The following is a 22683-nucleotide window of genomic DNA, read 5'->3' as shown; positions in this document are numbered from 1 at the left end:
TCCGCTCGCCCATAGTGCGACTACTTCCGCAGCTCGATGACGGTCTTGCCGATGCGGATCGGCGCACCCAGCGGGACAGGGGTCGGCGTGGTCAGCCGGTTCCGGTCCAGATAGGTGCCGTTCGTGGATCCGAGGTCCTCGACGATCCACTGGCCGTCGCGGTCCGGGTAGATCCTGGCATGCCGACTGGACGCGTAGTCGTCGTCGAGCACAATCGTCGAGTCATGTGCCCGGCCGAGGGTGATCGTCTGGCCCTGCAACGCGACCGTCGTCCCCGCGAGCGAGCCCTCGGCGACCACCAGTTTGGTGGGGGCGCCGCGGCGCTGGCGGTTGTTCTGCGGCTGCTGCCGCGGCTGGGCCTGCGCGGCGGCGGCCTGCTGCTGGCGCTGCTGCGGAGGACGCGACTGGCCGTCCCCGCGGCGCGCCGCTCGCTGGGTCACCCGGGTACCGAAGAGGTCGCTGCGGATGACCTGCACCGCGACGATCACGAACAGCCACAGAACGGCGAGGAAACCCAACCGCATGACCGTCAGGGTCAGCTCTGACATTGCCCCCGCTTCACCCTTCGGCTTGCCTGTACACGATGGTGGTGCTCCCCACGACAATGCGGGAGCCGTCGCGGAGCGTAGCGCGCGTGGTGTGCTGTCCGTCCACCACAATGCCGTTTGTCGACCCGAGGTCCTGGACCACGGACGGCGTTCCGACCCGGATCTCGCAGTGTTTGCGCGATACGCCCGGGTCGTCCACCCGCACGTCGGCCTCGGTGGAACGGCCGAGAACGAGCGTCGAGCGGGAGATCTGGTGGCGGTTGCCGTTGATCTCGATCCAGCGGCGGGTGGCCGCGCCGGGGGCCCCCGCGGGAGCGCCGGTGCCGGGCAGCCGCGTGACGGGCGCCACACCGTGACGGGCGCCACCGCCGCCGGGGGGCGGGGCGGCGGGCATCGGCGGCGGACCCGAGGGCCGCTGCGGTCCGCCGGGCTGCGCGTACGTCGGACGCTGCGGCGCCTGCGGCTGGTGCTGCGGGCTCTGCTGGTACGAGGGGGCGGCCGGGGCCTGGTGGGCGGCCTGGTGGGCGGCTTGGGGCGCGCCGCCCTGGTGCTGCGACTCGCTGGAGGCCAGCGTGCGGCTGCGCACCCGGTAGAGCCCGGTGTCCAGGTCGTCGGCCCGCTCCAGGTGCACCTTGATGGTGCCCATGAACGTGTAGCGCTGCTGCTTGGCGTAGTCGCGGACCATCCCGGCCAGCTCGTCGCCGAGCTGCACCGCGTACGGGCTCAGCCGCTCGAAGTCGCCGGAGCTGAGCTCCACGATGAAGTCGTTGGGCACGACGGTGCGGTCGCGGTTCCAGATCGTGGCGTTGTTGTCGCACTCGCGCTGGAGCGCGCCCGCGATCTCGACGGGCTGCACCTCGCTCTTGAACACTTTGGCGAAGGTGCCGTTCACCAGGCCCTCCAGGCGCTGCTCAAAGCGCTTCAGTACTCCCACGGGGCACCTCCCTCCTCGCGACCTTCCGGCCCAACGATTTCCGATACTGCTTACTGATCGTATCCACGCGCGGGAAAAACCTGTGGTTCCCCGAATCCCCTGGACCGGGCAGTGTCAACCCTCACACCGCCCGCGCCTCCTCCGCCGTCCCCCACTGGGATGGTAGATGCGCGTTCTGTCCATGGTGCCCGGTTCGCCGTCGTTCACCGCCGCCCTGTCCCCTCCCAGTGTCCCGCACCGCCCCCGGGTCCCTCTCCCACCTGCCCCCGCCCGGCTCCCGGCACTCCCCGGGCCGCCCGAACGCATGTGATTCCACCCCGGACCTCGTGCTAATCTTCTGCATGTCGGGAGGCCCTCCCACACCACTCGGACCCACCGGTCCGGACCGTGTGTGAGAATCAAACGGCAACACCCATGCGCGGGTGGCGGAATAGGCAGACGCGCTGGATTCAGGTTCCAGTGCCCGAAAGGGCGTGGGGGTTCAACTCCCCCCTCGCGCACAAAGAGGTACCGACGACACGGGCCTCCGGAAGTGACGAAAGTCGCGACCGGGGGTCCGTTTCGCTTTGTGGTGCGCTGCGGGGGCCCCGGTCAAGGCCTGGGGTCTTGAGACAGACGTGACAGGGATCGCGGGAAACGATCGGGTCTGGTGCAAGGGTTGGGTGACAGGTTGACCTGCCCCATCTCTCAGGTTCAGTTCTGCTGGCTAACTGACGGCCTTCACGAGAGGCTGCCGGACATGCCCCGCGCCTACCCCACTGAGTTCCGCGCCCGCGCCGTCGCGTTGGTGCGGGCAGGAAAAGAACAGAAGCAGACCGCCGTCGACCTCGGCATCCATCCGGTCACGTCGTCGAAGTGGTTGCGCCAGGACGACATCGACAACGGCCGGCGCCCTGGCAGGGGCTCGGAGGAGTCCGCAGAGCTGCGAGCAGCGCGGCGACGAATCCGCGAGCTGGAAACCGAGCTCGAGATCGTCCGCAAGGCCGACAAATTCCTCGGCGAGGACAAGCCGGCCCCAAAAGGCTCTACCCGGTGATCGACCGTCTTGTCGATGCCGGGGCACCAGTCGACCGATGCTGCCGGATCCCCGGGGTCGCCCGGCAGAACTACTACATACACAAGCGCACCCCGACCACACCGCGGCAGCTGCGACGGGAGTGGCGGACCGGGCTGATCCGGGAGGTCCACCTCGCCTCACGCGACACCTACGGCTACCGCCGCGTCCACACCGAGCTCACCCTGGGCACGGGCATCCAGGTGTGCTCGAGGACCGTGTCGGTCCTGATGACACAGGCCGGGATCTACGGACTGCCCGGACCGGTGCGGATCAAGCGCCTGCGGGGTGTCGTCACCGCCGATGACCTGGTCAACCGGAAGTTCCATCGGCTGCGTCCCAACGAGCTGTGGGTCACCGACATCACGCAGCACCGCACCAGAGAAGGGTGGGTGTACTGCGCGGCGGTCCCGGACGCGTTCAGCCGCAAGATCGTGGGCTGGTCGATCGACTCCAGACAGGACTCCACACTCGTGGTCAACGCGCTGGACATGGCCATCCGCAACCGGCGCCCCGAACCGGGCGCGATAGTGTACGCCGATCACGGCACTCAGTTCACCTCCCGGGTCTTCGGGGAAAGGATTCGCTCCGCCGGGCTCCCACCATCGTTCGGCACGGTCGAAGACGGCTGGACAACGCGATGATGGAGTCGTTCTGGTCCTCGATGCAGATCGAACTGTTGAACCGCAAACGGTGGAAGACCCGGGTCAAATTGGCGAACGCGATGTTCGAGTACATCGAGGTCTTCCACAACCGACAACGGTGCCACTCAGCACTGGGCTACCGCACCCCGATCGAGTACGAGCTGCTCTCCGAACAAGACAGCATCCCCGCCGCCAGTTAGCCACCGCAGCTGGAATCCGAACCGTGGGGCAGGTCAAGACGTCACCCAAACCTGCACCAGACCCGGCCTCGGGTGCACGCGGTTGGGGTGCATCGGTTCGCAGCGTCCGGGAGTTCGTGGCGGCCATGAGTGAATCCTGTGCCGGTGCGGCGTTGTCCACGCGCCGCTCGATAGGAGATCACCGATGTGAGTGATCTGGAGGCGGGAGTTAGCCCCGGGCTTTCACGAGGTGAGCTGTCCAGGAGTTGATCAGAAACGCAGAAAGTTCCCTTGACCTGCAACGATTAGACTTGTTGAGGGTCCTGTTGGCTGCAAGAGATCGGCTTTGACCAGGCGATATCCACAGCCCTGGTGTCCTGGCGCAAGCCGCGGGCTGTTCACGATCCTGGGAAGATCCTTCTGGACCTTTCTCTCGCGGTCGCGCTGGGCGGTGACTGCCTCGCGGACGTCGCGATGCTGCGGTGTGAGCCGGCTGTCTTCGGGCCGGTCGCTTCCGATCCGACGGTCTCCCGCCTGATCGACGCCCTCGTCGGCTCCGACGAGAAGGCCCTGCAGCCATCCGGTCGGCACGGGACGAAGTCCGCAGCCGGGTCAGGTCGTTGGCGGGCAAGAACGCCCCGGACGCTGATGGACGGGTCACGGTCGACATCGACGGTGTTCTCGTGATCGCGCGCTCCGACAAGGAGGACGCGGCCGCGACCTGGAAGAAGACCTACGGCCGTCCCCCCTGACGGCCTTCGTCGACCACGGCCCGCGCGGAACCGGAGAACCGGTCGCCGCTTTCCCCAGACCGGGTAACGCGGGCTCGAACACGGCCGCCGACCACATCACTACCGCCCAACTGACCCTGGCTCAAGTGCCGAAGAAGTACCGGCGAGGACGGAGGACGCTGATCCGCACCGACTCCGCCAGCGGCACCCACGACTTCGTGTCCCGGCTCGCGAAGCGAGGCCGATGGCTGTCCTACTCGGTCGGCATGGTGATCACCGAGGCGATCCACAGCACGTGCTGAAGATCCACGGCCCGGCATAGACGGCGGCCGTCGAGGCCGACGGCCAGGTCCGCGACGGAGCCTGGGTCGCCGAGCTCACGGGCCAGCTGCTGGACGGCTGGCCCAGCGGCATGCGGCTGATCGTCCGCAAGGAACGACCCCACCCCGGCGCCCAGTTGGGAATCACGGACGCGGACGGCATGCGGATCACCTGCTTCGCCACCAATACGACCGGTCGGCCGATCGCCGAGCTCGAGCTTCGTCACCGTCTGCGGGCCCGGGCGGAGGTCCGGATCCGGGCCGCCCGGGCCACCGGCCTGCGCAACCTGCCCCTCCACCACACCGCGCAGAACAAGGTCTGGCTGGAGATCGTCCAGATCGCGCTCGACCTGCTGGCCTGGATGCCCATGCTCGCTCTGACCGGCAAAGCCCGACTCTGGGAACCCCGTCGCCTGCGGCTCCGCCTGTTCTCCGCAGCCGGACAGCTCGTCACCACCGGCCGGCACCGCATTCTCCGCCTCCCCACCACCGGCCCTGGACCCGTGACATCACCGACGGGCCCTCAGCCTGCCCGCCCTCCACCACCGACAACGTGATGGGCCGCCGACTTCGTCGGCGGCCCATCACGAAACTTCGTGGTTAACTGATCAGCCCCGGATTCATCCAGAATCCCATGGCCGCTGGCTGACGGCCGAACCCTCTCGCCAGGCAGCGGTTCAGCGGTGCGGATCGCGGCGTGGATGAGGGATACCAAAAGCGAGGTTAACGCTTTTTCAGAGCCCTAATGCTCAAGCGCTGAAGATAATATCGACTCGTTGATTCCTTCAGTGGCATCTCTTCGCTGCGAGCTTCCGGATGAGTCTCGATCATCAACCTGATCTCATTCCGAAGCTGCACAAGCGCACGGTCTCCCATCGCCTTGCTCAGCTCGAAGGATTCGGCGTCACCTTCGATCCGGGCATTGCGCAGCACCCGCAACTGCTCGTCGCTGAACTGCCGGGCCTTCAGGGCCGCGACCAGACGCTCTCGCGCCTCGGCGCTACTCATATCGACTTGAGGTTCTTCGGCCGAGGACTCGACGGCGGCGTCTGTCGCAACGACTGTGGAGCGGCTGCCGTCCCTGCGGACCCTGGCGACCCTGCCCCATGTCAACTTCACGACCGGGAGCGCCTGCTCGTTCCACCACACCCTGGCATGGGGCGCTACCTGCTCCACCCACTTGGCGATGGTGTAGACGAACTCCAGGAGCTCGATGATCTCCTCAAGCTCCAGCCGCTCATCGTCTAGAGAATCCGACGCGCGCTCATCGGTGACGTAGACGAAGACCGGCGGCGCATCTTGGATCGAGCCAGCTTCATCCTCGTCGTCAATGGAAAACAGCGTGGCATGCGTTTCGAGGTAATTCGTTTCGACATCGCGCGCAAGCGAGCTGTATCCAGCGGCGGTTCGCGACTTCGAGAGCCGAGCTCGGGTTGGATACTCGACCCACATGTTGAGTCGGGTTTTCTCCGTGACCAGCGGCTCGCTCAACACTCACTGATCTGGCTGCGGCCGAGACCCACTTCGCGAAGGAGGGATGCTTCTCCAACCACCGTAGACAGGCCGGGTCGGCCGCGTGGGGCGCGCCTTCCACGTGGTTGCCGTCGGAGCGGGCGGTGCCAACAAGTCCATGTTCATGAGCATCGTTATGGCTGCGTGCCCACCAGTCATGAACCAAGACCTGAGGCCCCGGCGGGGCGCGTTCCCTGAGCAGACGCTGGAGGTGATCCAGCCGGATCCGGTACCGCGCCCGTTGGCAGCCCTGATTGGGATAAGTGCAAGGCTGAGATCCCCGGAGCGCACCGTTTTGCAGTACGTCCCGAACGCGAAGGCTCCCTCGCCCCACTCTGGCCAAGGATTGTCGTCGGCTGGGGTACTGACCTCGATCTCTTTTTTTCCTCAACCCGATCGGAGTCTCCGGATACGGACCAGGTCCGGATCGTTCAGACCGTAGATGCCTTCGGCGGCAGGGAGGTTCTCGTGCAGGAGTTGGCGGGCCTCTTCGTGCTGGTCAGCTGCCGCGAGGCGTTCAGCGAGGAGAATGCGGGCTTTCGTCGTGAGGGGGTGCTCGGGACCCAGGAGGCGTTCGCGGCCTGCTACGGCTTCGCGCATCATGGCGACAGCTTCGTCATGCTGCCCGCCCAGCATCAGGGCCCAGCTCAGGACCAGTTTGGCGGAGTAAACCAGGGGGTGGTCCACGCCGTGGAGGCGGATGCGGGCCTCCACGGCACGTCGCGCTGCGGTTTCGGCCTCTTCGGGAGCGGCGGTGTGGAGCAGGCCGAGAGCGTAATTGCTGTAGGCGATGACGGTTACGGGGTGTTCGGGGCCAAGGGCGCGCTCGCAGGTGGCGACGGTGTCCGGGCCCTCGCGTACGAACGCGTCGGTGTGGCCGGTCTCGGCGAGGAACTCCAGGCTCAGGGCACGACTCTTGAGGGTGTCGACGTGGTCCTCGCCCAGGACTCGGCGCTGGCCGTCAATGGCGCCACCGAGCCAGGTCAAGCTTTCATCATGCCGACCGAGGAGGTAGAGCGGCAGGCTCACCAACGCCGCGGTGCGCAACGTGTCAGGGTGCTCACCGCCGAGGACTTCCGTGCGCTTTTCGTGGACGCGCCGCAGAAGCTGCTCGGCGTCGGCAAGCCTGCCAACCCGGCGTAGCGAATCGCCTTGCTGGTGCCGCGCGGTGAGAGTGTCGGGGTGCGTCGCTCCCTGGAGGCGCTGTGAGGTGTCGCCGGAGAGAGTGGTGAGGGCGATTGCAGCGGCGTAGTCGCCCATTTCGTGGATGCATTGGGCCACCTGCACGGACAGTTCAACGGCCGGAGAGACAGTGGCCTCGTCGACGTGGTGGAGTAGCGCGGTGACATGCGGTGTGATGAGCCTGAGTTGCTCGGCATCGACTGACGTGGTGTCCTGCGCTGGGGCAACTGCTCGCAGCAGGTTTGTGGCGACGCTTACGTGGCCGGGTCGGTGCTCCACGGGGATGCTGCTGTATACGCCCTCCAGAAGGAGACCGTGCACTTGGACGCAGCGGGTTCCGTCCGAGCGTTGGTGCATGGTGGCCAGCGAGTGGTCCAGCAAGCCCCGGAGCGCTGGCTCTAACTGTCTTGCATGGAGTGGTGGTTCGAGTGATTCAAGGTCGACCGTGTTGATTGCGTTGGATGCGAAGACCGTCAAGGGAAGGGGATCCGAGGCCCAGCAGGACAGAAGTCGCAGCAGCGTGGCGGCTTCGGGCAGGCCTTGAGTCGAGAGGTTCTCCAGGCTGATCTGCCAGGTTCGGGAAATCAGGTGGCGGGAGTCCTGTACCTGTGCGCCTTGGTCGATCAGGTCAGCGGCGTCTTCTTCTTGTAGTCGATCGTGGTAGTCGCTCATCGTCCACGACTCCAGGAGTTGGTGGGCCAGATACGTTCCGGCGAGGTTCAGCGCCAACGGAAGGCAGCCCAGCCGGCGGGCGACGGTCTTCGCATCCTGGAGGCTTCCCGCATCTGGGGCGAGATCACACAGGACTTGCGCGGCATCATCCAAAGGCAGGACATCGAGTTGGTGCAGGCTGGCGCCCCGCCACAGCGTGGCGCTGGAGCGGCGGGAGGTGACCAGGACGGTTCCGGCCGCACTCGCGCGTAGCCAACCACCTTCATCCAAGACCGCTGGCTCGTCCGCGTTGTCGATGACCAGCAGCCAGGGCTGGAGCGAGCGGTCTAGGTAGTGCCACACCAAGTCAGCGGCTGCGCGCTGGCCGAGCTGGGCGGCAGCCACCTCTCCGGGATCAGCGCCGCGGTCGGCGGCAACAGCAAGCATCCCTGCCCGCAGCGTCACCCGATCCGATGCACTTACCCACAGTGCTATACGGCCCTGTTCCAAGGCCTCGTGAAAGGCCCAGAACGCGAGCGAGGTCTTCCCACAACCGCCCATGCCATGGACGACGTGGATGCCGTGGCCCTCGCCGATCGCCGCAGTGAGCGCGGCTCGCAGGCTTGATCGATTGCGGAGGATCTTCGGGGCTCGTTCGGCCAGTGCGACACGTACGGAGTCTGGTCCTGGCCATGGGTTGTCGGAGGAAGGCTGCGAATAGTGGTGGTGATGCTCGGTAATCAGCTGATCGCGGGCGGCTTGGTAGACGCGGCCCTGCCCGGAGGCTTGGCCTTCGATCGAAGCGCTGGAAGCCGGGTAGTCACCCGAGCCTGCCGGGTTCACGCCTCGGTGATGTGCTGGTCGCGGCCCGCCTGATACACCCGGCCGTGTCCGGTCGCGGTTGCCCTCATCCGAACCTCCGAGGCAGCGACCGGATCCTGCGGGGTGACTTCTTCCAGCAAGCGCAGTAGCTGATCGGCAACGGCGGGGTCGGCGGCTAGCAGTCTGCGGAGCCGTCCCTGCCATTCAACGCGCAACTCATCTTCGGATTGGTCGTCATGGGCGGCGCGGGCCGCGAGCAGGTCCGCACGCGTTGCCTCCAACTCGGCGTCGACGACATCCGCGCGGTCGGGATGGACCCGCCGCCACATGGCGACGAGTCCCTCGCGAGTACGCTGCCAGGCATCGGTAGCCATAAGTGTGACTACCGTGGTTCCCGCCGTACCCGCCAGCGCAGCAATCTCCGGATCCATCCAACCCTCCACTGCGACGTGACTCCGCTGCACTCAGTCCATCAGTTCGCGATGCCTTGGGCTGGGCTCCTCGCGATGTTGGCTCACAATCGCCCTATCGATCACCTTGCGCGTGGCACCGCCGGTCGGGTTGTGTGGCAACGCTCACCATCATCCCAAGGCGGAGGTACTTGTGGCTGACGTGAACTTCGATACTGCGCTCTGGCGCAAGAGCAACAACAGTGGCGACACAGGGTGCGTGGAAGTCGCGCTGAACACCCCTTCAATCGGGGTCCGAGACACCAAACAACACGGCACTGGACCCGTACTCGCCTTCAGTCGCCATGCATGGACGTCCTTCATAGGTGGCGTGCGAGCGGGCGATTTCGAATACGAGGAGAGCGCGACCTGAGTGCGAGCCAGGAGAACCACGCGGCACAGACAGCGGACCCACCCGTAAGCACGGTCGGCCCGGTCGGTCCGCTCCTGACCTCCACCGGGATCTCCGTCACCGGCGACGGCGCATTCATGGCCGCAGCCCCTCTGCTGGCGGCGTCCCTCACACGCAACCCGCTGGCCATTTCTACGGTCACCGCGGCCTTCTACCTCCCCTGGCTGCTTGTCGGTCTGCCCGCCGGGGCGCTCGCCGACCGCTGGCCGCGCAGGACCGTCATGATCACAGCCGACCTTCTGCGCGCCGTGGTCCTGGGCGCCCTCGCTGCGGTCGTAGTGAGCGGCCATGCCACGCTGCCGCTGCTCGCTGCGACGATCCTGATCGTTGGTGTCGCTCAGTGCTTCTTCGACGCCTCCTCACAAGCTGTTATCCCGCTCCTGGTGGGCCGGGGCAAAGAAGCACTCACGAAGGTGAACGGGCGGTATTGGGCCATCGACACCATCGGACGTTCACTGGCCGGACCGCCACTCGGCTCGGGCGCCTTCGCGCTCAGCCCCACGCTGCCCTTCGCCGCCGACGCCGCTTCCTTTATTTGTTCCGCCGCTTTCATCAGCCGCCTGCCAGAGATGGTCCCGAGCACGCCGCACACCGGGTCGCTCGCTACGGCGATACGCGCCGGACTCCGACACTTGCGCACGACCCCTGACTTGCGCATGCTCGCGGCGAGCATGGCCGCGTACAACTTCGCCTACAACCTCTCCATGGCGACCTTCGTGCTGTACGCGACCAGCAAGTTGCATGTCGCGACGGCTGGTTACGGCGTCCTGCTCGCAGTCGCTGCCCTTGGCGGAGTCGCTGCGGGCTGGCGCGCGGCCCCATTGACCCGCCCGCTCAGTTACCGACAGATGATGGCCATCGCCAGCGTGTTGCAAGCCCTCGCCTGGAGCGGCATCGCCGCAGTCCCCAACGCCTTCGCCGCGGGAGCCTTCCTCGCGATACTGGGTGCCGCTTCCACCCTCACCAGCGTCGCGGCGGGCTCCGCTCGGCAGGCGCTCACACCCGATGACCTCCTCGGACGTGTGGTCTCCGCCTTCCGCCTCTTCGGCGTCGGAGCCGCAGGGCTGGGTGCCCTGACAGGCGGCCTCGTCGCCGGCGAAGAGGGCCTGCGTGCACCGATGTGGGGCGCGGCCGTGCTGCTGCTGGCATCTGCGGTTGGGCTGCGGCCATGGCGACGGCCCAGCTGACGGTACGTGAACGCATCGGCTGGTGATGGGCGGGCAGGAAGGGCAGCAGTGAGCGATTGGAAGCAGGAGGGTCGGTACGCTGCTGGCTCCGGAGGAGTCAGCTCGGCGACGAGTTGATCCAGGTCATCGGCTCGCGCAGCGCCGCAAGCGCCCCGTCCGCGTCGGCAATGCGCTCCGCCGGCGTCGCCGCGACCAAGTCGGGCGGTAGCACCTCGTTGAACTTCAATCCATCGAGGGCCTTGATGTCGATCACGGGCGGCCGTAGGAGGACGCGCGGCCCGTCAGGGTCCAGCGATTCGCTGACGAGTCGATCGCGGGTGGTGGAAGGAAGGTCTTGGCGCAGCCGGAGCCAGTAGTCGCCGACCTGCTGCTCCGGATCTGCGTACTGGGGCAGCGAGGCTGCGAGGACGACGTAGCCCGGCGGCCGGCCCAGGTCCACCAGCGTGCAGTGCCGTCGGCGCCGCGGACTGCGACGGTGCTGCCAGCCCGGGCGGCGAGTTCCTGATCCTCGCGGATGGTAGTCAGGTACTTCTTTCCCTCGGGCGGTCAGCCGCACTGGTGGGTCGGCACCGAGGATCACATCACGTCGAGCTCGGCACATAGCGAAGCTGGGCACCGCGCCACGTCCTGTCCACCGGGCGCGGCCGCCCGAACCGTCATACGCTTCCGCGAAGCAGCGTTGTCGCCGCCAGTCAATATGGGTGACCCGCCAGGTGCGTCCTGTCAGCAGGATCAACCGGGGCCCGGGAACCTCCTCGACCAACATTCCCACCTCGACGAGCTCGATGTCGGCGCGCCCGGAGATGACGCGGAACTGGGGCGGAGCGCAGAAGACCGCAGTTATGCCCATGGGATGATGCCGTCCGAACTGCTTCTCCGCTTCCGGGCCGATGAACAGCATTTCGCTGTCCCACTCCAGAAAGCCTTCGTCGAGCAGGTGCTGGACGATGCGGGATGTCGACTCGTCGAAGAGCGGCAGATCCCCCCCACCACTCGCGCCACGTGCGTTCGCGACCTGGTGCTCCTGCAGACATAGAGCCAGCAACTGATGGGCGACGATGTGCCGGGGGGCGGACGGCGGCACGATCGGTTCGACATACCCGCGTGACCAGAGCAGGAACAGACCCGCAGCGTCGAGCAGCCCGGGCTCGGAGAGCGCGAGGAAGAGGCAGTTGCGGGTTGATCCCGTGCGCCGTCCCGTGCGGCCGAGGCGTTGCAGGAGGGCTGCGACGGTGACGGGTGCGTCCAACTGGATGACCCGGTCCAGATCTCCGACGTTGATGCCGAGTTCAAGCGTTGAGGTTGCGACGATCACGCAGTCGCGGTCGTCGGCGAATGCTTGCTCCGCGCGACGGCGCTCGTCCTTGGAGAGCGAGGCATGCGACAGGTAGGTGCTGACACCGAGGGCGCGCAGCGCCTCGCCGAGCTCTTCCACGCGTCGCTTGGAATCGCAGAACACCAGGCGTTTCTCACCTCGGTGGAGAGCGGCGATGACGGTGGCCGCATTGGCGATCGAGCCGACGAAATTCACTTCGACGTCGACGCCCTCTGTGGCCCCGACCGCTGTTCTAGCCGGTACGGCCGCGGATCGCGGGGCGATCACCTCGCCCGGCCGCGTCCCCGCTCCAGATTCCTGGATCCAGGTCAACATCTGGTTGGGGTTGCCCACGGTCGTCGAGAGCCCGACCCGCTGGATCGGCCGACCTACCACCTTTGTCAGCCGTTCCAGCACAGCAAGCAGGTGCCAGCCGCGGTCATCCCCGGCGAAGGCGTGCACCTCGTCCACGACGATGGTCCGCACGTGTCGGAAGAGTTCGTGATGGTCGACCCGGGTGGAGACAAGCATCGACTCCAGCGACTCCGGTGTGGTGAGCAGGACATCGGGAGGCTCGGCGAGCATCCGCCGCCGCCCGGAGTCGCCGATGTCCCCGTGCCAGACGCTGACCGTGTGGCCCAGCCACGCCGCGTAGGCGGTCAGGCGCGGCTCCAAATTGTTGGAGGGGTGCAGTGCGTCGAGCGGACTGTCCGTCAAAGGTCCAACTCCACGTCGTCCGCGCTGGAGGCTGTCGACGCACGGGCCAGGCGCCCGCGGCGGCGCTGCGCTTTACATGGGTCAACTCGGTGGCCGAAAGAGTGAGCCGATAGTTGCGGCGGGGGTCGAAGTCCTCGAACTCGTCCACGCGGTCGAGCACGTCGGCGATGAGCTTGCGCAGAAAGACGCGGGGCGCGACGCCGACCTTCCCGCCGAGGTCCCCGGTGACGGGGCGCGCCAGCTCGCCGAGGTAGCGGTCGTCCACACGCACCGCGATCCGCTCCTGGTGGCGGGCATCCACTGCATACAGGTTGCGGACTGGGCGTCCCAGCTCCTCCAGGCCGGCCAGGTCGAAACCAGCTAGCCGGATCTGCACCGCCCGGGGATTGTCGAACCGCGCGTCAGTGATGAAGTCCGTGCTGAGGCGCTGTGCCAGCGGGGCCAGGCGCTGCACGCCCTGAGTGCCGTCGTAGAAGGCGGGCGTACCTGTGATGACCAGGTACAGGCCGGGGAAGCGTCCGGAGTCCACGTCGTCAATGAGCTGGCGCAGCGAGTTGAGTCCCTTCTCCCGCACGTCGGAGCGGACACGCTGAAGGGTTTCCGTCTCGTCGAGGACGACAAGCAGCCCCGGGTGCCCGCAGTCGCGCAGCACTGTGAGCAGGCCCTGCAAGAACCCGAGCGCTGCGAAATGGTCGAGATCTCAACGGACACCCGCGGCCCGCCGCGCCGAGGCGGCGACATTGGGCTGCCCTCCGAGCCAGGTCACGAGTGCCTCGGCATGGGCATGATCGAGGCCGCGCGAACGCGCACGTCATACGAGCTCGGTGGCCGGACGGTGCCGTGTTCGCGGATGCGCTCCGCGCTGTGGACGCTCGGCCAGGACCACGCCAGTCGGGACGAGTGGGACCGGTACGCGTACTGCATCGACCTGGTCGGAGACTTCTTCGACGGAGGGGGGCCGTCAGCAGGTCTCCCCTCCTGGCTCACTACCGAGCTGCATGAAATCCTGACTGGCATTGAGGCGCCGAGGAACACCGGGCGGAGTAGCAAGGCCCCAACAGGAAGGTTGCAACGCGCTGACCATCGGCTCCCGTCCCCGCGCCACAGCAAGGGAACATCCGCCAGAGTCGCCGCTCGAACCGACCGCCTGGGGAGTGGTCGTCCACCATCTGAGTCGATCCGGCCGTACAGCCGCGTCGTAGGCCGTGGGTCCCGAAGGACCAAAGGAAGGCGGCAGCCGGCGCCGGGTACAGCCGGAGGTCGCGACGAACACGATGGCCGCCAGCACCTCACGGTCTCCGTACCGACGCCGGCCGCCACCCTGCGGCCGCGACGGCGCAGGGAAAACGACTTTCTGGAACAGCTCCCACCGTTCATCCGGCACCAAGGCGCTCCACGATCCCCACGGCCGCAGACTACCGAACTGCCAAATGAGACGACTTCTAAGCCTCTGCGATGAGCACGAGGTCGCCAGTCGGCTCGTTGCCGCCGTCTGGCCCTACTTGGGCCGGCCCTCTACGGAAGTCGGCGCCATCGCACGCACTCGCACTGGCCGCACGGCCGATGGCACCGGCCCATCGAAGAGAGCCGCACGAGCAACTGCGGCCCAAGCCCTCCTGGGGTCTGGTTGGCGCACGAACGTCGTACGACTGAGCCCCCGGGTCCGGGCGCGAGCGCGGGATCAATAGCTGAGTGCTGGGCCCACCTGGGCTGTGGGAAACGATCTTCAGCGGCTCTGCATGGCCCCTGACCGGGGCTTTTCGTCGGTGGACCACAAAGAGGTACCGACGACACGGGCCTCCGGAAGTGACGAAAGTCGCGGCCGGGGGTCCGTTTCTCATTCCCCGGCGGGCCGGCTCCGGCCGGCAGGTCGCCTTCCCCCGCCGATCCCCGCCGATCCCCGCGGATCGGTCACGGCGGACGGCCCCGCGCGGCGCATCCCGGTGACGTACTGAAGGCCCGGGGGATCGAACGGCGGCGAATGGTGGCATCGGGGCGGGAACCGGTGCAGGGTGGTGTGCGTTGGAGTCATTGGGCAAAGGAATCGTCAAGTGGCGCGGCCCGCGCCGGATTGAGCAGGGAGATACACCATGGGTGTCAGCCTCTCCAAGGGCGGCAATGTCTCACTGACCAAGGAGGCCCCCGGACTCACGGCGGTCACTGTCGGCCTGGGCTGGGACGTGCGCACGACCACCGGTTCGGACTTCGACCTGGACGCGAGCGCGCTGCTGCTCGACGCCACGGGCAAGGTCCTGTCGGACAAGCACTTCATCTTCTTCAACAATCTCAAGAGCCCGGACGGCTCCGTCGAGCACACCGGTGACAACCTCACCGGTGAGGGCGAGGGCGACGACGAGGCGGTCAAGGTCAACCTGGCCACCGTGCCCGCCGAGGTCGACAAGATCGTCTTCCCGGTCTCGATCTACGAGGGCGAGAGCCGTCAGCAGAGCTTCGGCCAGGTGCGCAACGCGTTCATCCGCGTCGTCAACCAGGCGGGCGGCGCCGAGATCGCCCGCTACGACCTCACCGAGGACGCCTCCACGGAGACCGCGATGGTCTTCGGCGAGCTGTACCGCAACGGCGCCGAGTGGAAGTTCCGGGCCGTTGGCCAGGGCTACGCCTCCGGCCTGCGCGGTATCGCCCAGGACTTCGGCGTCAACCTCTGACGTGACGCCGTCGTTTTCGACGCGGCGCTTGACGTAGAGTCGGGCTCGTAGCGGCCCCGCCCGCGACCGTGCAGGTCGCGGGCGGGGCCGTTTTCGCTTGGAGGGCCCGTGCTTGACGAGGCTGCGCGTGACGGGCCGGTGCGTGACGGGCCCCTGTGCGACGGGTCCTTGTGAGGGGCCCGTGCGTGACGGGCCCTTGTAGGACGGGGCCGCCCGCGGGTTACGGCAGCGGGTGCGCCGCCGCGTCCGCGTTGTAGCGGACCAGATACGCGGCGAAGCGCGCCAGATCCTCCGGGTCCCAGGCGGCCAGCCGCTCCTGGAAGATCTCCTTGCGGCTGACCCGCGCCGCGGCCAGCGTCTCGATGCCGTGCTGCGCGAGGTGCAGCACCTGCACACGGTGGTCGGTGGCGTCCACCCGGCGCTCGATGTACCCGAGCCGTTCCAGCGCGGCCACCTGGCGGCTGACCGTGGACTTGTCGAGCAGATAGTGCGCGGCGAGGTCCGTCGCCCGGCAGCCCTGCTGCTCCTCAAGGTGCGCGAGGATGGTGAACGACACCAGCGACAGCTCGGGGTGCATGCGCGCGGCCGTGGCACGCGCCCGGCGCGCGAAGGCGGTCAACTCCCGCTGGATGCTCTCCACGGACGCCTCCCGTGCGGACATCGCGGCCACTCCATCCCGTCTCCACCTGCGCCGTTGTGGGACGCAACGGTATCAAGCGGGCAACGGAAGTTCGAACCAGACGACCTTCCCGACCGCCTTCCTGCTGGTGCCCCAGCGCCGCGACAGATTCGACACCAGCGCCAGCCCGCGCCCCTGCTCGTCGTCGGCGTCCGCGCGCTGCAACTGGGGCAGATTGTGGTTGTCGTCGCTGACCTCGACCAGCAGCTTCCCGACCCGCATCAGCCGTAGCTCGACCTCGTACGAGGCGGCCCGGATCGCGTTGGTGACCAGCTCGCTGACCAGCAACTCCGTGGTGTCGCTGAGGCGTTCGAGGCCCCACGCGGCGAGCTGGCGGCGGGTCAGGTCGCGGGCGGTGGCGACCTCGGCGTGGTCGAGCCGCAGCGTCCACTCGGCCACGTCCCGCGGTGCGATGCCCTCGAACCGGGCGACGAGCAGCGCCACATCGTCCCTGCGGTCCTCCGAGTGCAGGCGCGCGAGGATCTGCGCGCAGACGTCCTCGGGGGTCTGCTCCGGCTCGATGACGGTGGCGCACAGCGCGGCGAGCCCCGCGTCTATGCCCTGGCCGCGCACCTCGACGAGGCCGTCCGTGCACAGCACCAGCCAACTGCCGTCGGGCACCGGGATCTCCACCGTCTCGAACGGCACCCCGCCGACGCCGATCGGCGCGCCGCCGGGGATCTCCAGCAGCTCGGCCCGCCCGTCGTAACCGACCAGGACCGGCGGGATGTGACCGGCGTTGGCGAGCGTGAGGCTGCGGTGGATCGGGTCGTAGACGGCGTAGACGCAGGTGGCGAGGTGTTCGGTGCCGAGCCGGTGCGCCAGGTTGTCCAGGTGCCGCAGCAACTGGGCGGGCGGCAGGTCCAGGGCGGCCATGGTGATGACCGCCGTACGGAACTGGCCCATCACGGCCGCTGCCTGGAGGCCGTGGCCCATCACGTCGCCGACGATCAACGCCACGCGCCCGCCGGGCAGTTGGATGGCGTCGAACCAGTCGCCGCCGACCTGGGCCTGCCGGTCGCCTGGCATGTAGTGGTGTGCGATCCGGACACCGGGAATCCGCGGCGGCCGGGTGGGCATCATCGAGCGTTGCAGCGTGGCGGCGGCGCGCGATTCCTGGCGGTGCAGGCGGGCGTTGTCGATGTGGACGGCGCCGCGCGCGACGACCTCGGTGGCCGTGGCGGCGTCCCGCGCGTCGAACGGGCGGCGGCCGGGGCCGCGCAGGAAGCAGACCCGGCCCAGTACGGTGCCGCGCGCGGTGAGCGGCGCCACGATCATCGAGTGTCCGGGCAGCAGCGGGCCGAGCGCGGGCACGCCGAGGTCGAGCGCTATGTCGGGTGCGACCGAGGAGTCCACGACGGGGACGAGGACGTGATCGCCGAGCCGCGGCACGATCCCGTCGACGGCGAGGGAGAGCAACTCGCCCTCCGGCAGGGCCGTTTCCCACGGTCCGGGCGGTCCGTCGTGGGCGATGGCGACGCGCCGGACGAGCACGGTGGCGGCCGGGCGGTCGTCCTTGGGCGGTTCGGAGTCGGAGAAGAGCTGGTCCACGATCAGGACGGCCGCGAAGTCCGCGAAGCGCGGCACGGTCACCGCGCACAGCTCGCGGGCGGTGGTCTGGAGGTCGAGCGTGGAGCCGACCACCGCGCCGGTCTCGCGCAGCAGCGCCAACTGCTCGTCCAGCGCGGTGCCCGGCAGGTGGGAGCCGTAGGGGCGGCCGAGTACGTGGCCGCCGAGCGGGTGGGCGCCGGACGCGGGGGCGCCGGGTTCGGGTCCGAACGGGGCCTGTCCGTAGGGCGGTTGGCCGAAGGGGGCCTGGCCCGGTGGCGTGCCGAGCGGCTGGACGGACGGCGGGCCGCTGAGGACCGGGGCGAGGCCGGGCGCGAAGCCGGGGGCGAGACCAGGTGTGAACTCGGTCGGGGACAGCGGCTGTTGGCCGGTCAGGGCGTCCGCCGAGCCGTTGGGGCCGAGGTCGGAGGTCAGGGAGGTGAGGGAGGCGAAGGGCACGGCGGTCAGTGCCGAGGCGCTGGAACGGTCGCCTGCGGGGGCGGCCTCCGCGCCGCCGTTCGCCCCGTGGACGTACTCGGGGTCGCGGCCGGGGCCGTACGCGGCGGCGTGTCCGGGGGTCTGGTCGGGGGGCTGGTCGTGGCCGGGTCCGGGTGCGGGTCCGGGGCCGGGTGCGGGTGCGGGTCCGGGGCCGTGTTCCGCTCCGGGGCGCGGGCCGGGCAGCAACTCCCTGCGCAGGGACGGGTCCTGCTGGTCGGCGCGGGCGGCGGCGGCCATGCGGGCGTAGTCGTGCGGGGTGACCGGGAGCCGTGTGCCGCCGTCCACTTCGAGCGCCGGGGGACCGAGCGGCGCGATCTGCCGGACGAGCCGGTCGAGCCGTCCCGCGCTGACGCCGGGCAGTACGGTGCCCAGCCGGGCCGCGAGGGCCAGCGCCTGCGCCGGGTCGGCGACGCTGCCCAGGACGGCGGCCACCGAGATGTCCTGACGCTGCGGGCCTTCCGCGGTGTAGGGGAGTAAGCGACCGCCGAGCGCGATCCGCAGGCCGCCCGTGCGCAGCGGTTTGGCGTGCGCCGCGATGGCCAGCAGGCTGCGTCCGCCCGGCTCGGCGACGCGGTACGTCCACCACAGGACGTCCTTCAGCGCGCCGTCCCGGTCGGTGGCCGCGAGCGCGCCCGCCCACGCGGGCTGCGTGAGGTCGTCCAGCAGGTCGAGGGTGTCCTGGTGCGGCGAGGACGAGGTGCGCGCGGCGCCCGCGGCGGACCGGGCGGGTGTCAGCAGCCCCGAGGCCCGGTGGCCGAAGACGTGATCCCAGCGGTGCCCGAACAGCTCCTCCGCGCCGCGGTTCCAGTACGAGATCCGGCCGTCGGGGTCGACGCAGAGGACGGCGAGGCGTAGCAGGGCGGCCACTCCGGTGAGGCCGTCGCCGAGCGGGCTCCGGCCGTTGGCGCTCCGGCCGCCGGGGACTTGGGTGGTGGGGTCTGGGGCGTTGGGGCCTTGGGCATGGGGAACCTGGCCGTCGGACTCTCGCGTGTGGGGACCCGCGCTTTCGTGACCCGCGCTGTCGTGACCTGCGCTGTGGGGCGCGTCGAGGCTCGTACGGACGCTGTCCGTACCGGCGTGCTCCGTACCGGCCCTGTCCGTATCGACGTCCTCCGTACGGCTGCTGGTGTCGCTGCCACCGGTCGGCGGGTGGTCGGAGGCATGGGGGCCGCGCCGTGGGTGCCGCTCGGTGCCCTGGCGCGGCCGGTCTGCCTGTGCCGACTCGTCGGCCCGGGGTTCCGGATGCTCCGGTTGGTCGTGGAGGTCCTGCTGTTCGCGCTGTTCGTAGCGGGCGGAGCGGTCCGTCCGGTGTTCTGCGTCGCTGGCTGCGGGCTGCCGGGTGATCTCGTCCAACGTCGTGCACCTGCGGTTCGGCGCTGAGTAGGGTCCTGACGTCAAGGCAAGCACGAAACCCTGTGCGGGGTCGACCTATTGGCCGGATTACCCCCGGCGGTGGGGATTTGGCGTCCGTCCGTTGACGTGGGCGGTGGGGAGGGTGACCGGTGGATTCGAGAGTGCCGCATGTGGCGGGATTCGCGCGATGGCCGCACGGGGCGTCGCCGAAGCGGGCGGGGAAGGCGCTGCGGGAGAAGGTGCCGCGCGCCGCGCACGGCCGGCCGCCCTCCGGCATGTGGCGCGACACGGCGGACGTCGTCCCCGCGGTGGCCGGCGCGCTCGCGGCGACCGCGCCCCGGACCTCGACCGCGCCCCGGACCTCGACCGGGCCCCGGACCTCGGCTGCCCCCTGGACTTCGGCCGCGCCCTGGACCTCGGCCGCGCTCCGGGCCGTCCACGACTCCAACGCGGGCCGGATACCCGAGCTGATACCGCTGCGCGTCGGCCGTATGGCCGCGAGCCCCTTCGCCTTCCTGCGCGGGTCCGCCGGGCTGATGGCCGCCGACCTCGCCGACAGCCCGGTGACCGGTGTCGGCGCGCAGATCTGCGGTGACGCGCACGCCGCGAACTTCGGCCTCTACGGCGACGCCCGCGGCCGTCTTGTCATGGACATCAACGACTTCGACGAGACCGTCGTCGGCCCCTGGGAGTGGGACGTCAAACGGCTCGCGGCCTCGCTGGTGCTGGCCGGGCGGGAGGCGGGCGCGGCCGAGGACGTGTGCCGGGCGGCGGCGTACGGCGCGGTGGGCGCGTACCGGCGGACGATGCGGCTGCTGGCGACGCTGCCCGTGCTCGACGCGTGGAACGCCATCGCCGACGAGGAACTGGTCACCCACGCCGACGCCCGCGACCTGCTCGGCACGATCGAGCGGGTCTCGGCGAAGGCCATGGCCAACACCAGCGCCAGATTCGCGGCGAAGGCCACGGCGGCCGTGGACGGCGGCGGGCGGCGCTTCACCGACGCGCCGCCCGTGCTGCGCCGGGTCGCGGACCGCGAGGCGACGGCGGTCGCGGGCGCCCTGGACGGCTATCTGCGGACGGTCGGCGAGGACCGGCTGCCGCTGCTCGCCCGTTACTCCGTCCACGACGTGGCCTTCCGCGTCGTCGGCACCGGAAGCGTCGGCACCCGCTCGTACGTGGTGCTGCTCCTCGACCACCTGGGAGAGCCGCTGGTGCTCCAGATCAAGGAGGCCAGGGCGTCGGCGCTGCTGCCGTACGTGGCCAAGGCCGGATTTCCGGCCGATCCGGTGGGGCACGAGGGCCGCAGAGTGGTGCTGGGCCAGAAACGTATGCAGGTGGTGAGCGACTTCCTGCTGGGGTGGACGGACGTGGACGCGGTGCCGTACCAGGTGCGGCAGTTCAGGAACCGCAAGGGCAGCGTCGATCCCGCCGGGCTGGAGCCGGGCCTGCTCGACGACTACGGGCGGATGACCGGCGCCCTGCTGGCCAGGGCGCACGCCCACAGCGCCGACCCCCGGCTGATCGCGGGCTACTGCGGCAAGGGCGAGGCGCTGGACGAGGCCGTCGCGGACTTCGCCGTCGGCTACGCGGACCGTACGGAGGCGGACCACGCGGAGCTGCTGGCGGCGGTCCGGTCGGGGCGGCTGCCGGCGGAGCTGGGGGTGTAGGGGGGTTCCCCGGCCGGGGTGTCCGGGGTGTCCGGGTTGCCGGGGGCGTCCGGGTTGCCTGGGGCGTCCGGGTTGTCAGGGCGGTGTCAGGGCCGGGCGGTGCGAGCCCGTACGGGGGCGGGCGCGCGGGTCGGCGCAGGTGGGCGGGGCACCGTGGCGTGATCCGGGCGGGCGGGCGCTGCCGCGCCCCGCGGCCCCGCGAAGATCGGCCGTGCAGGGCCTAGGCTGTCCGAGTGACGAACAGCTCAGGAACCGAGTCCTCCGCCTCTTCCGCCACCTTCGCCGGACCCTCCGAGCCCGGCTCGCAGGATCGGCTGGCGAAGGCGGTACGCGCGGCTGAGCAGGCGTTGATCGAATTCGAGATCGCGGTCGAGACCTTCCGGGTCGAGGTGGAGAACTTCTCCCGGCTGCACCACCAGCGGCTCGGCCCGATGTACGCGCGGCTGGACGAGCTGGACGCGCTGGTCGCGGAGGCCGTCGCCGCCCACAGCGGTGAGCGGGAGGACATCGAGCGCGCCTGGGAGGCCAGGGCGCTGGTGATGCCGATGCCGGGCGTCGAGGAGCTGTTCGGCGGGCTGCTCGGCACGGACGGGGTACGGCCGGTCGACGACCCGAACCCGCCGCGCCGCGTCCGCCCTGGCAAGGAGGCGCAGCGCCTCTACCGCGAGCTGGCCCGCAAGGCGCACCCCGACCTCGCCCAGGACGAGAAGGAGAAGGAGCGCCGCAGCGCCTTCATCGCCCGCGTCAACGAGGCGTACGCCTACGCCGACGAGGACACGCTGCGCGCCCTGTCCGCGGAGTGGGACGCGGGTCCCGTCGCGGACGAGGAGCTGCCGAGCGAGGCCGAGGTCCTCTACGCCCGGCTGGAGTGGCTGGCCGAACGCAAGGAGAAGCTGGCCGCCATCGCCGTCGAGCTGGACGAGAGCGCCATCGGCCAGATGATGAAGCTCTCCCCGGACGACCCCGACGCCCTCCTCAACGAGATCGCCGAACAGCTCCTGACCCAGGTCGCCCAACGCGAGGCCCGCCTGGCGGAACTGGTCCGCGACCCCGAATAGCGCCCTCCGCGGCCCGCTCGCACGACCCGCGCTTCCGCCCGGACGCCCCCTGCGGGCCCGGTCCCGGTGCGGGCGCGGGGGGACCCCGGGGAATCGGGCGGGGCGGGGGGTGGTTGGGGGCTGAGGTAGGTTTTTTCGGGTCAGCCAGTGATCTGGTGAGCCAAGGTGAGCGGGTCGCGGTTTCGCGGGCCGCGATTTCGTGCCCAGGAGGCCGCGTCCGATGTTCCGCTCTGAGCTGCCCGCGGTGGATGCCGCCGCCGTACCGGCCGACGCGATCCTGCTGGACGTGCGGGAGAACGAGGAATGGGCGGCCGGTCACGCCGAGGGCGCCGTGCACATCCCGATGGGCGAGGTCGTCTCGCGGATCGGTGAGGTGCCGGAGGGCGGCCGGGTGCACGTGGTGTGCCGCGTCGGCGGTCGCTCCGCCCAGGTCGCGCAGTACCTGATCGCCCAGGGCGTGGACGCGGTGAACGTCAGCGGCGGCATGCTCGACTGGGAGGCCGCGGGCCGCCCGGTGGTGGACGGCAGCGGGAGCGACGGCTTCGTCCTGTAAG

14 protein-coding genes, 1 tRNA gene and 4 pseudogenes are annotated in these 22683 nt (G+C 69.4%); 9 read left to right on the top strand and 10 right to left on the bottom strand.

What is annotated here, in order from left to right; translation table 11 throughout:
* Positions 1–20: 20 nt before the first annotated feature.
* Positions 21–548 (bottom strand): FHA domain-containing protein, encoded by a 528-nt coding sequence (locus ACFY9V_RS01975; RefSeq protein ID WP_355336703.1) that lies wholly within the window; start codon positions 546–548, stop codon positions 21–23.
* Positions 549–558: 10 nt separating this feature from the next.
* Positions 559–1482, bottom strand: a complete 924-nt coding sequence (locus tag ACFY9V_RS01970; RefSeq protein WP_355336704.1) for a DUF3662 and FHA domain-containing protein — start codon at positions 1480–1482, stop codon at positions 559–561.
* Between the two features lie 416 nt (positions 1483–1898).
* Between ACFY9V_RS01970 and ACFY9V_RS01965 the strand changes: the two genes are divergently transcribed.
* The 3 genes and pseudogenes from ACFY9V_RS01965 to ACFY9V_RS01955 form a co-directional block, all read left to right on the top strand.
* Positions 1899–1982, top strand: a tRNA-Leu gene (locus ACFY9V_RS01965).
* Between the two features lie 239 nt (positions 1983–2221).
* Positions 2222–3380: pseudogene (locus ACFY9V_RS01960) on the top strand (IS3 family transposase).
* A 312-nt stretch (positions 3381–3692) separates the two neighbouring features.
* Positions 3693–5014: pseudogene (locus tag ACFY9V_RS01955) on the top strand (IS1380 family transposase); the annotation flags it as partial.
* A 119-nt stretch (positions 5015–5133) separates the two neighbouring features.
* Here the strand turns inward: ACFY9V_RS01955 and ACFY9V_RS01950 are convergent.
* The 3 genes from ACFY9V_RS01950 to ACFY9V_RS01940 form a co-directional block, all read right to left on the bottom strand.
* Complete coding sequence (locus tag ACFY9V_RS01950) at positions 5134–5901, bottom strand: hypothetical protein (protein WP_391041965.1); 768 nt, start codon at positions 5899–5901, stop codon at positions 5134–5136.
* Between the two features lie 408 nt (positions 5902–6309).
* Positions 6310–8598, bottom strand: a complete 2289-nt coding sequence (locus ACFY9V_RS01945; protein WP_391158749.1) for a tetratricopeptide repeat protein — start codon at positions 8596–8598, stop codon at positions 6310–6312.
* Positions 8595–9008, bottom strand: a complete 414-nt coding sequence (locus ACFY9V_RS01940) for a hypothetical protein (RefSeq protein ID WP_391041961.1) — start codon at positions 9006–9008, stop codon at positions 8595–8597. The genes ACFY9V_RS01945 and ACFY9V_RS01940 overlap by 4 nt, the downstream gene beginning before the upstream one ends.
* A gap of 112 nt (positions 9009–9120) precedes the next feature.
* On the opposite strand from ACFY9V_RS01940, the gene ACFY9V_RS01935 reads away from it, so the two are divergent.
* A complete protein-coding gene (locus tag ACFY9V_RS01935) occupies positions 9121–9399 on the top strand; it encodes a DUF397 domain-containing protein (RefSeq protein ID WP_391041960.1) in 279 nt (92 codons plus the stop codon).
* Positions 9336–10625: an MFS transporter gene (locus ACFY9V_RS01930; RefSeq protein ID WP_391158746.1), complete on the top strand. Its 1290-nt coding sequence runs from the start codon at positions 9336–9338 to the stop codon at positions 10623–10625. The genes ACFY9V_RS01935 and ACFY9V_RS01930 overlap by 64 nt, the downstream gene beginning before the upstream one ends.
* Positions 10626–10722: 97 nt before the next feature.
* On the opposite strand, the gene ACFY9V_RS01925 is transcribed toward ACFY9V_RS01930, so the two are convergent.
* From ACFY9V_RS01925 to ACFY9V_RS01915, 3 genes and pseudogenes are all read right to left on the bottom strand, one after another.
* Positions 10723–12657, bottom strand: a complete 1935-nt coding sequence (locus ACFY9V_RS01925; RefSeq protein ID WP_391158744.1) for a helicase-related protein — start codon at positions 12655–12657, stop codon at positions 10723–10725.
* A pseudogene (brxD, locus tag ACFY9V_RS01920) lies at positions 12654–13447 on the bottom strand (BREX system ATP-binding protein BrxD); the annotation flags it as partial. The gene ACFY9V_RS01925 and the pseudogene brxD, both read right to left, overlap by 4 nt.
* Positions 13448–13819: 372 nt before the next feature.
* A pseudogene (locus tag ACFY9V_RS01915) lies at positions 13820–14044 on the bottom strand (transposase); the annotation flags it as partial.
* A 703-nt stretch (positions 14045–14747) separates the two neighbouring features.
* Here ACFY9V_RS01915 and ACFY9V_RS01910 point away from each other — a divergent pair.
* A complete protein-coding gene (locus ACFY9V_RS01910; RefSeq protein ID WP_355336705.1) occupies positions 14748–15323 on the top strand; it encodes a TerD family protein in 576 nt (191 codons plus the stop codon).
* Between the two features lie 220 nt (positions 15324–15543).
* Here the strand turns inward: ACFY9V_RS01910 and ACFY9V_RS01905 are convergent, their stop codons facing one another.
* Entirely contained in the window at positions 15544–15984 is a 441-nt protein-coding gene (locus tag ACFY9V_RS01905) for a MarR family winged helix-turn-helix transcriptional regulator (RefSeq protein WP_355336706.1), read from the bottom strand.
* A 51-nt stretch (positions 15985–16035) separates the two neighbouring features.
* Positions 16036–19401 (bottom strand): SpoIIE family protein phosphatase, encoded by a 3366-nt coding sequence (locus ACFY9V_RS01900; RefSeq protein ID WP_391158742.1) that lies wholly within the window; start codon positions 19399–19401, stop codon positions 16036–16038.
* Between the two features lie 149 nt (positions 19402–19550).
* On the opposite strand from ACFY9V_RS01900, the gene ACFY9V_RS01895 reads away from it, so the two are divergent.
* From ACFY9V_RS01895 to ACFY9V_RS01885, 3 genes are all read left to right on the top strand, one after another.
* Positions 19551–21071: a DUF2252 family protein gene (locus tag ACFY9V_RS01895; protein ID WP_391158739.1), complete on the top strand. Its 1521-nt coding sequence runs from the start codon at positions 19551–19553 to the stop codon at positions 21069–21071.
* Positions 21072–21304: 233 nt separating this feature from the next.
* Positions 21305–22129 (top strand): hypothetical protein, encoded by an 825-nt coding sequence (locus ACFY9V_RS01890; RefSeq protein WP_355336709.1) that lies wholly within the window; start codon positions 21305–21307, stop codon positions 22127–22129.
* Between the two features lie 220 nt (positions 22130–22349).
* Complete coding sequence (locus ACFY9V_RS01885) at positions 22350–22682, top strand: rhodanese-like domain-containing protein (RefSeq protein ID WP_355336710.1); 333 nt, start codon at positions 22350–22352, stop codon at positions 22680–22682.
* Position 22683: the final 1 nt, after the last annotated feature.

The organism is Streptomyces sp. NPDC008317 (genome assembly GCF_042955955.1).
In the GTDB taxonomy this organism is placed as follows: domain Bacteria; phylum Actinomycetota; class Actinomycetes; order Streptomycetales; family Streptomycetaceae; genus Actinacidiphila.
Note: the sequence above shows the minus strand (reverse complement) of the source record. Positions and strands in the feature narration are given on the sequence as shown.

Bases quoted from the DNA above. Each gene is read 5' to 3' on its own strand.
- ACFY9V_RS01910 (WP_355336705.1), top strand. From the start codon at position 14,748: ATGGGTGTCAGCCTCTCCAAGGGCGGCAATGTCTCACTGACCAAGGAG.
- ACFY9V_RS01930 (WP_391158746.1), top strand. From the start codon at position 9,336: ATGGACGTCCTTCATAGGTGGCGTGCGAGCGGGCGATTTCGAATACGA.
- ACFY9V_RS01975 (WP_355336703.1), bottom strand. From the start codon at position 548: ATGTCAGAGCTGACCCTGACGGTCATGCGGTTGGGTTTCCTCGCCGTT.
- ACFY9V_RS01940 (WP_391041961.1), bottom strand. From the start codon at position 9,008: ATGGATCCGGAGATTGCTGCGCTGGCGGGTACGGCGGGAACCACGGTA.
- ACFY9V_RS01905 (WP_355336706.1), bottom strand. From the start codon at position 15,984: ATGTCCGCACGGGAGGCGTCCGTGGAGAGCATCCAGCGGGAGTTGACC.
- ACFY9V_RS01885 (WP_355336710.1), top strand. From the start codon at position 22,350: ATGTTCCGCTCTGAGCTGCCCGCGGTGGATGCCGCCGCCGTACCGGCC.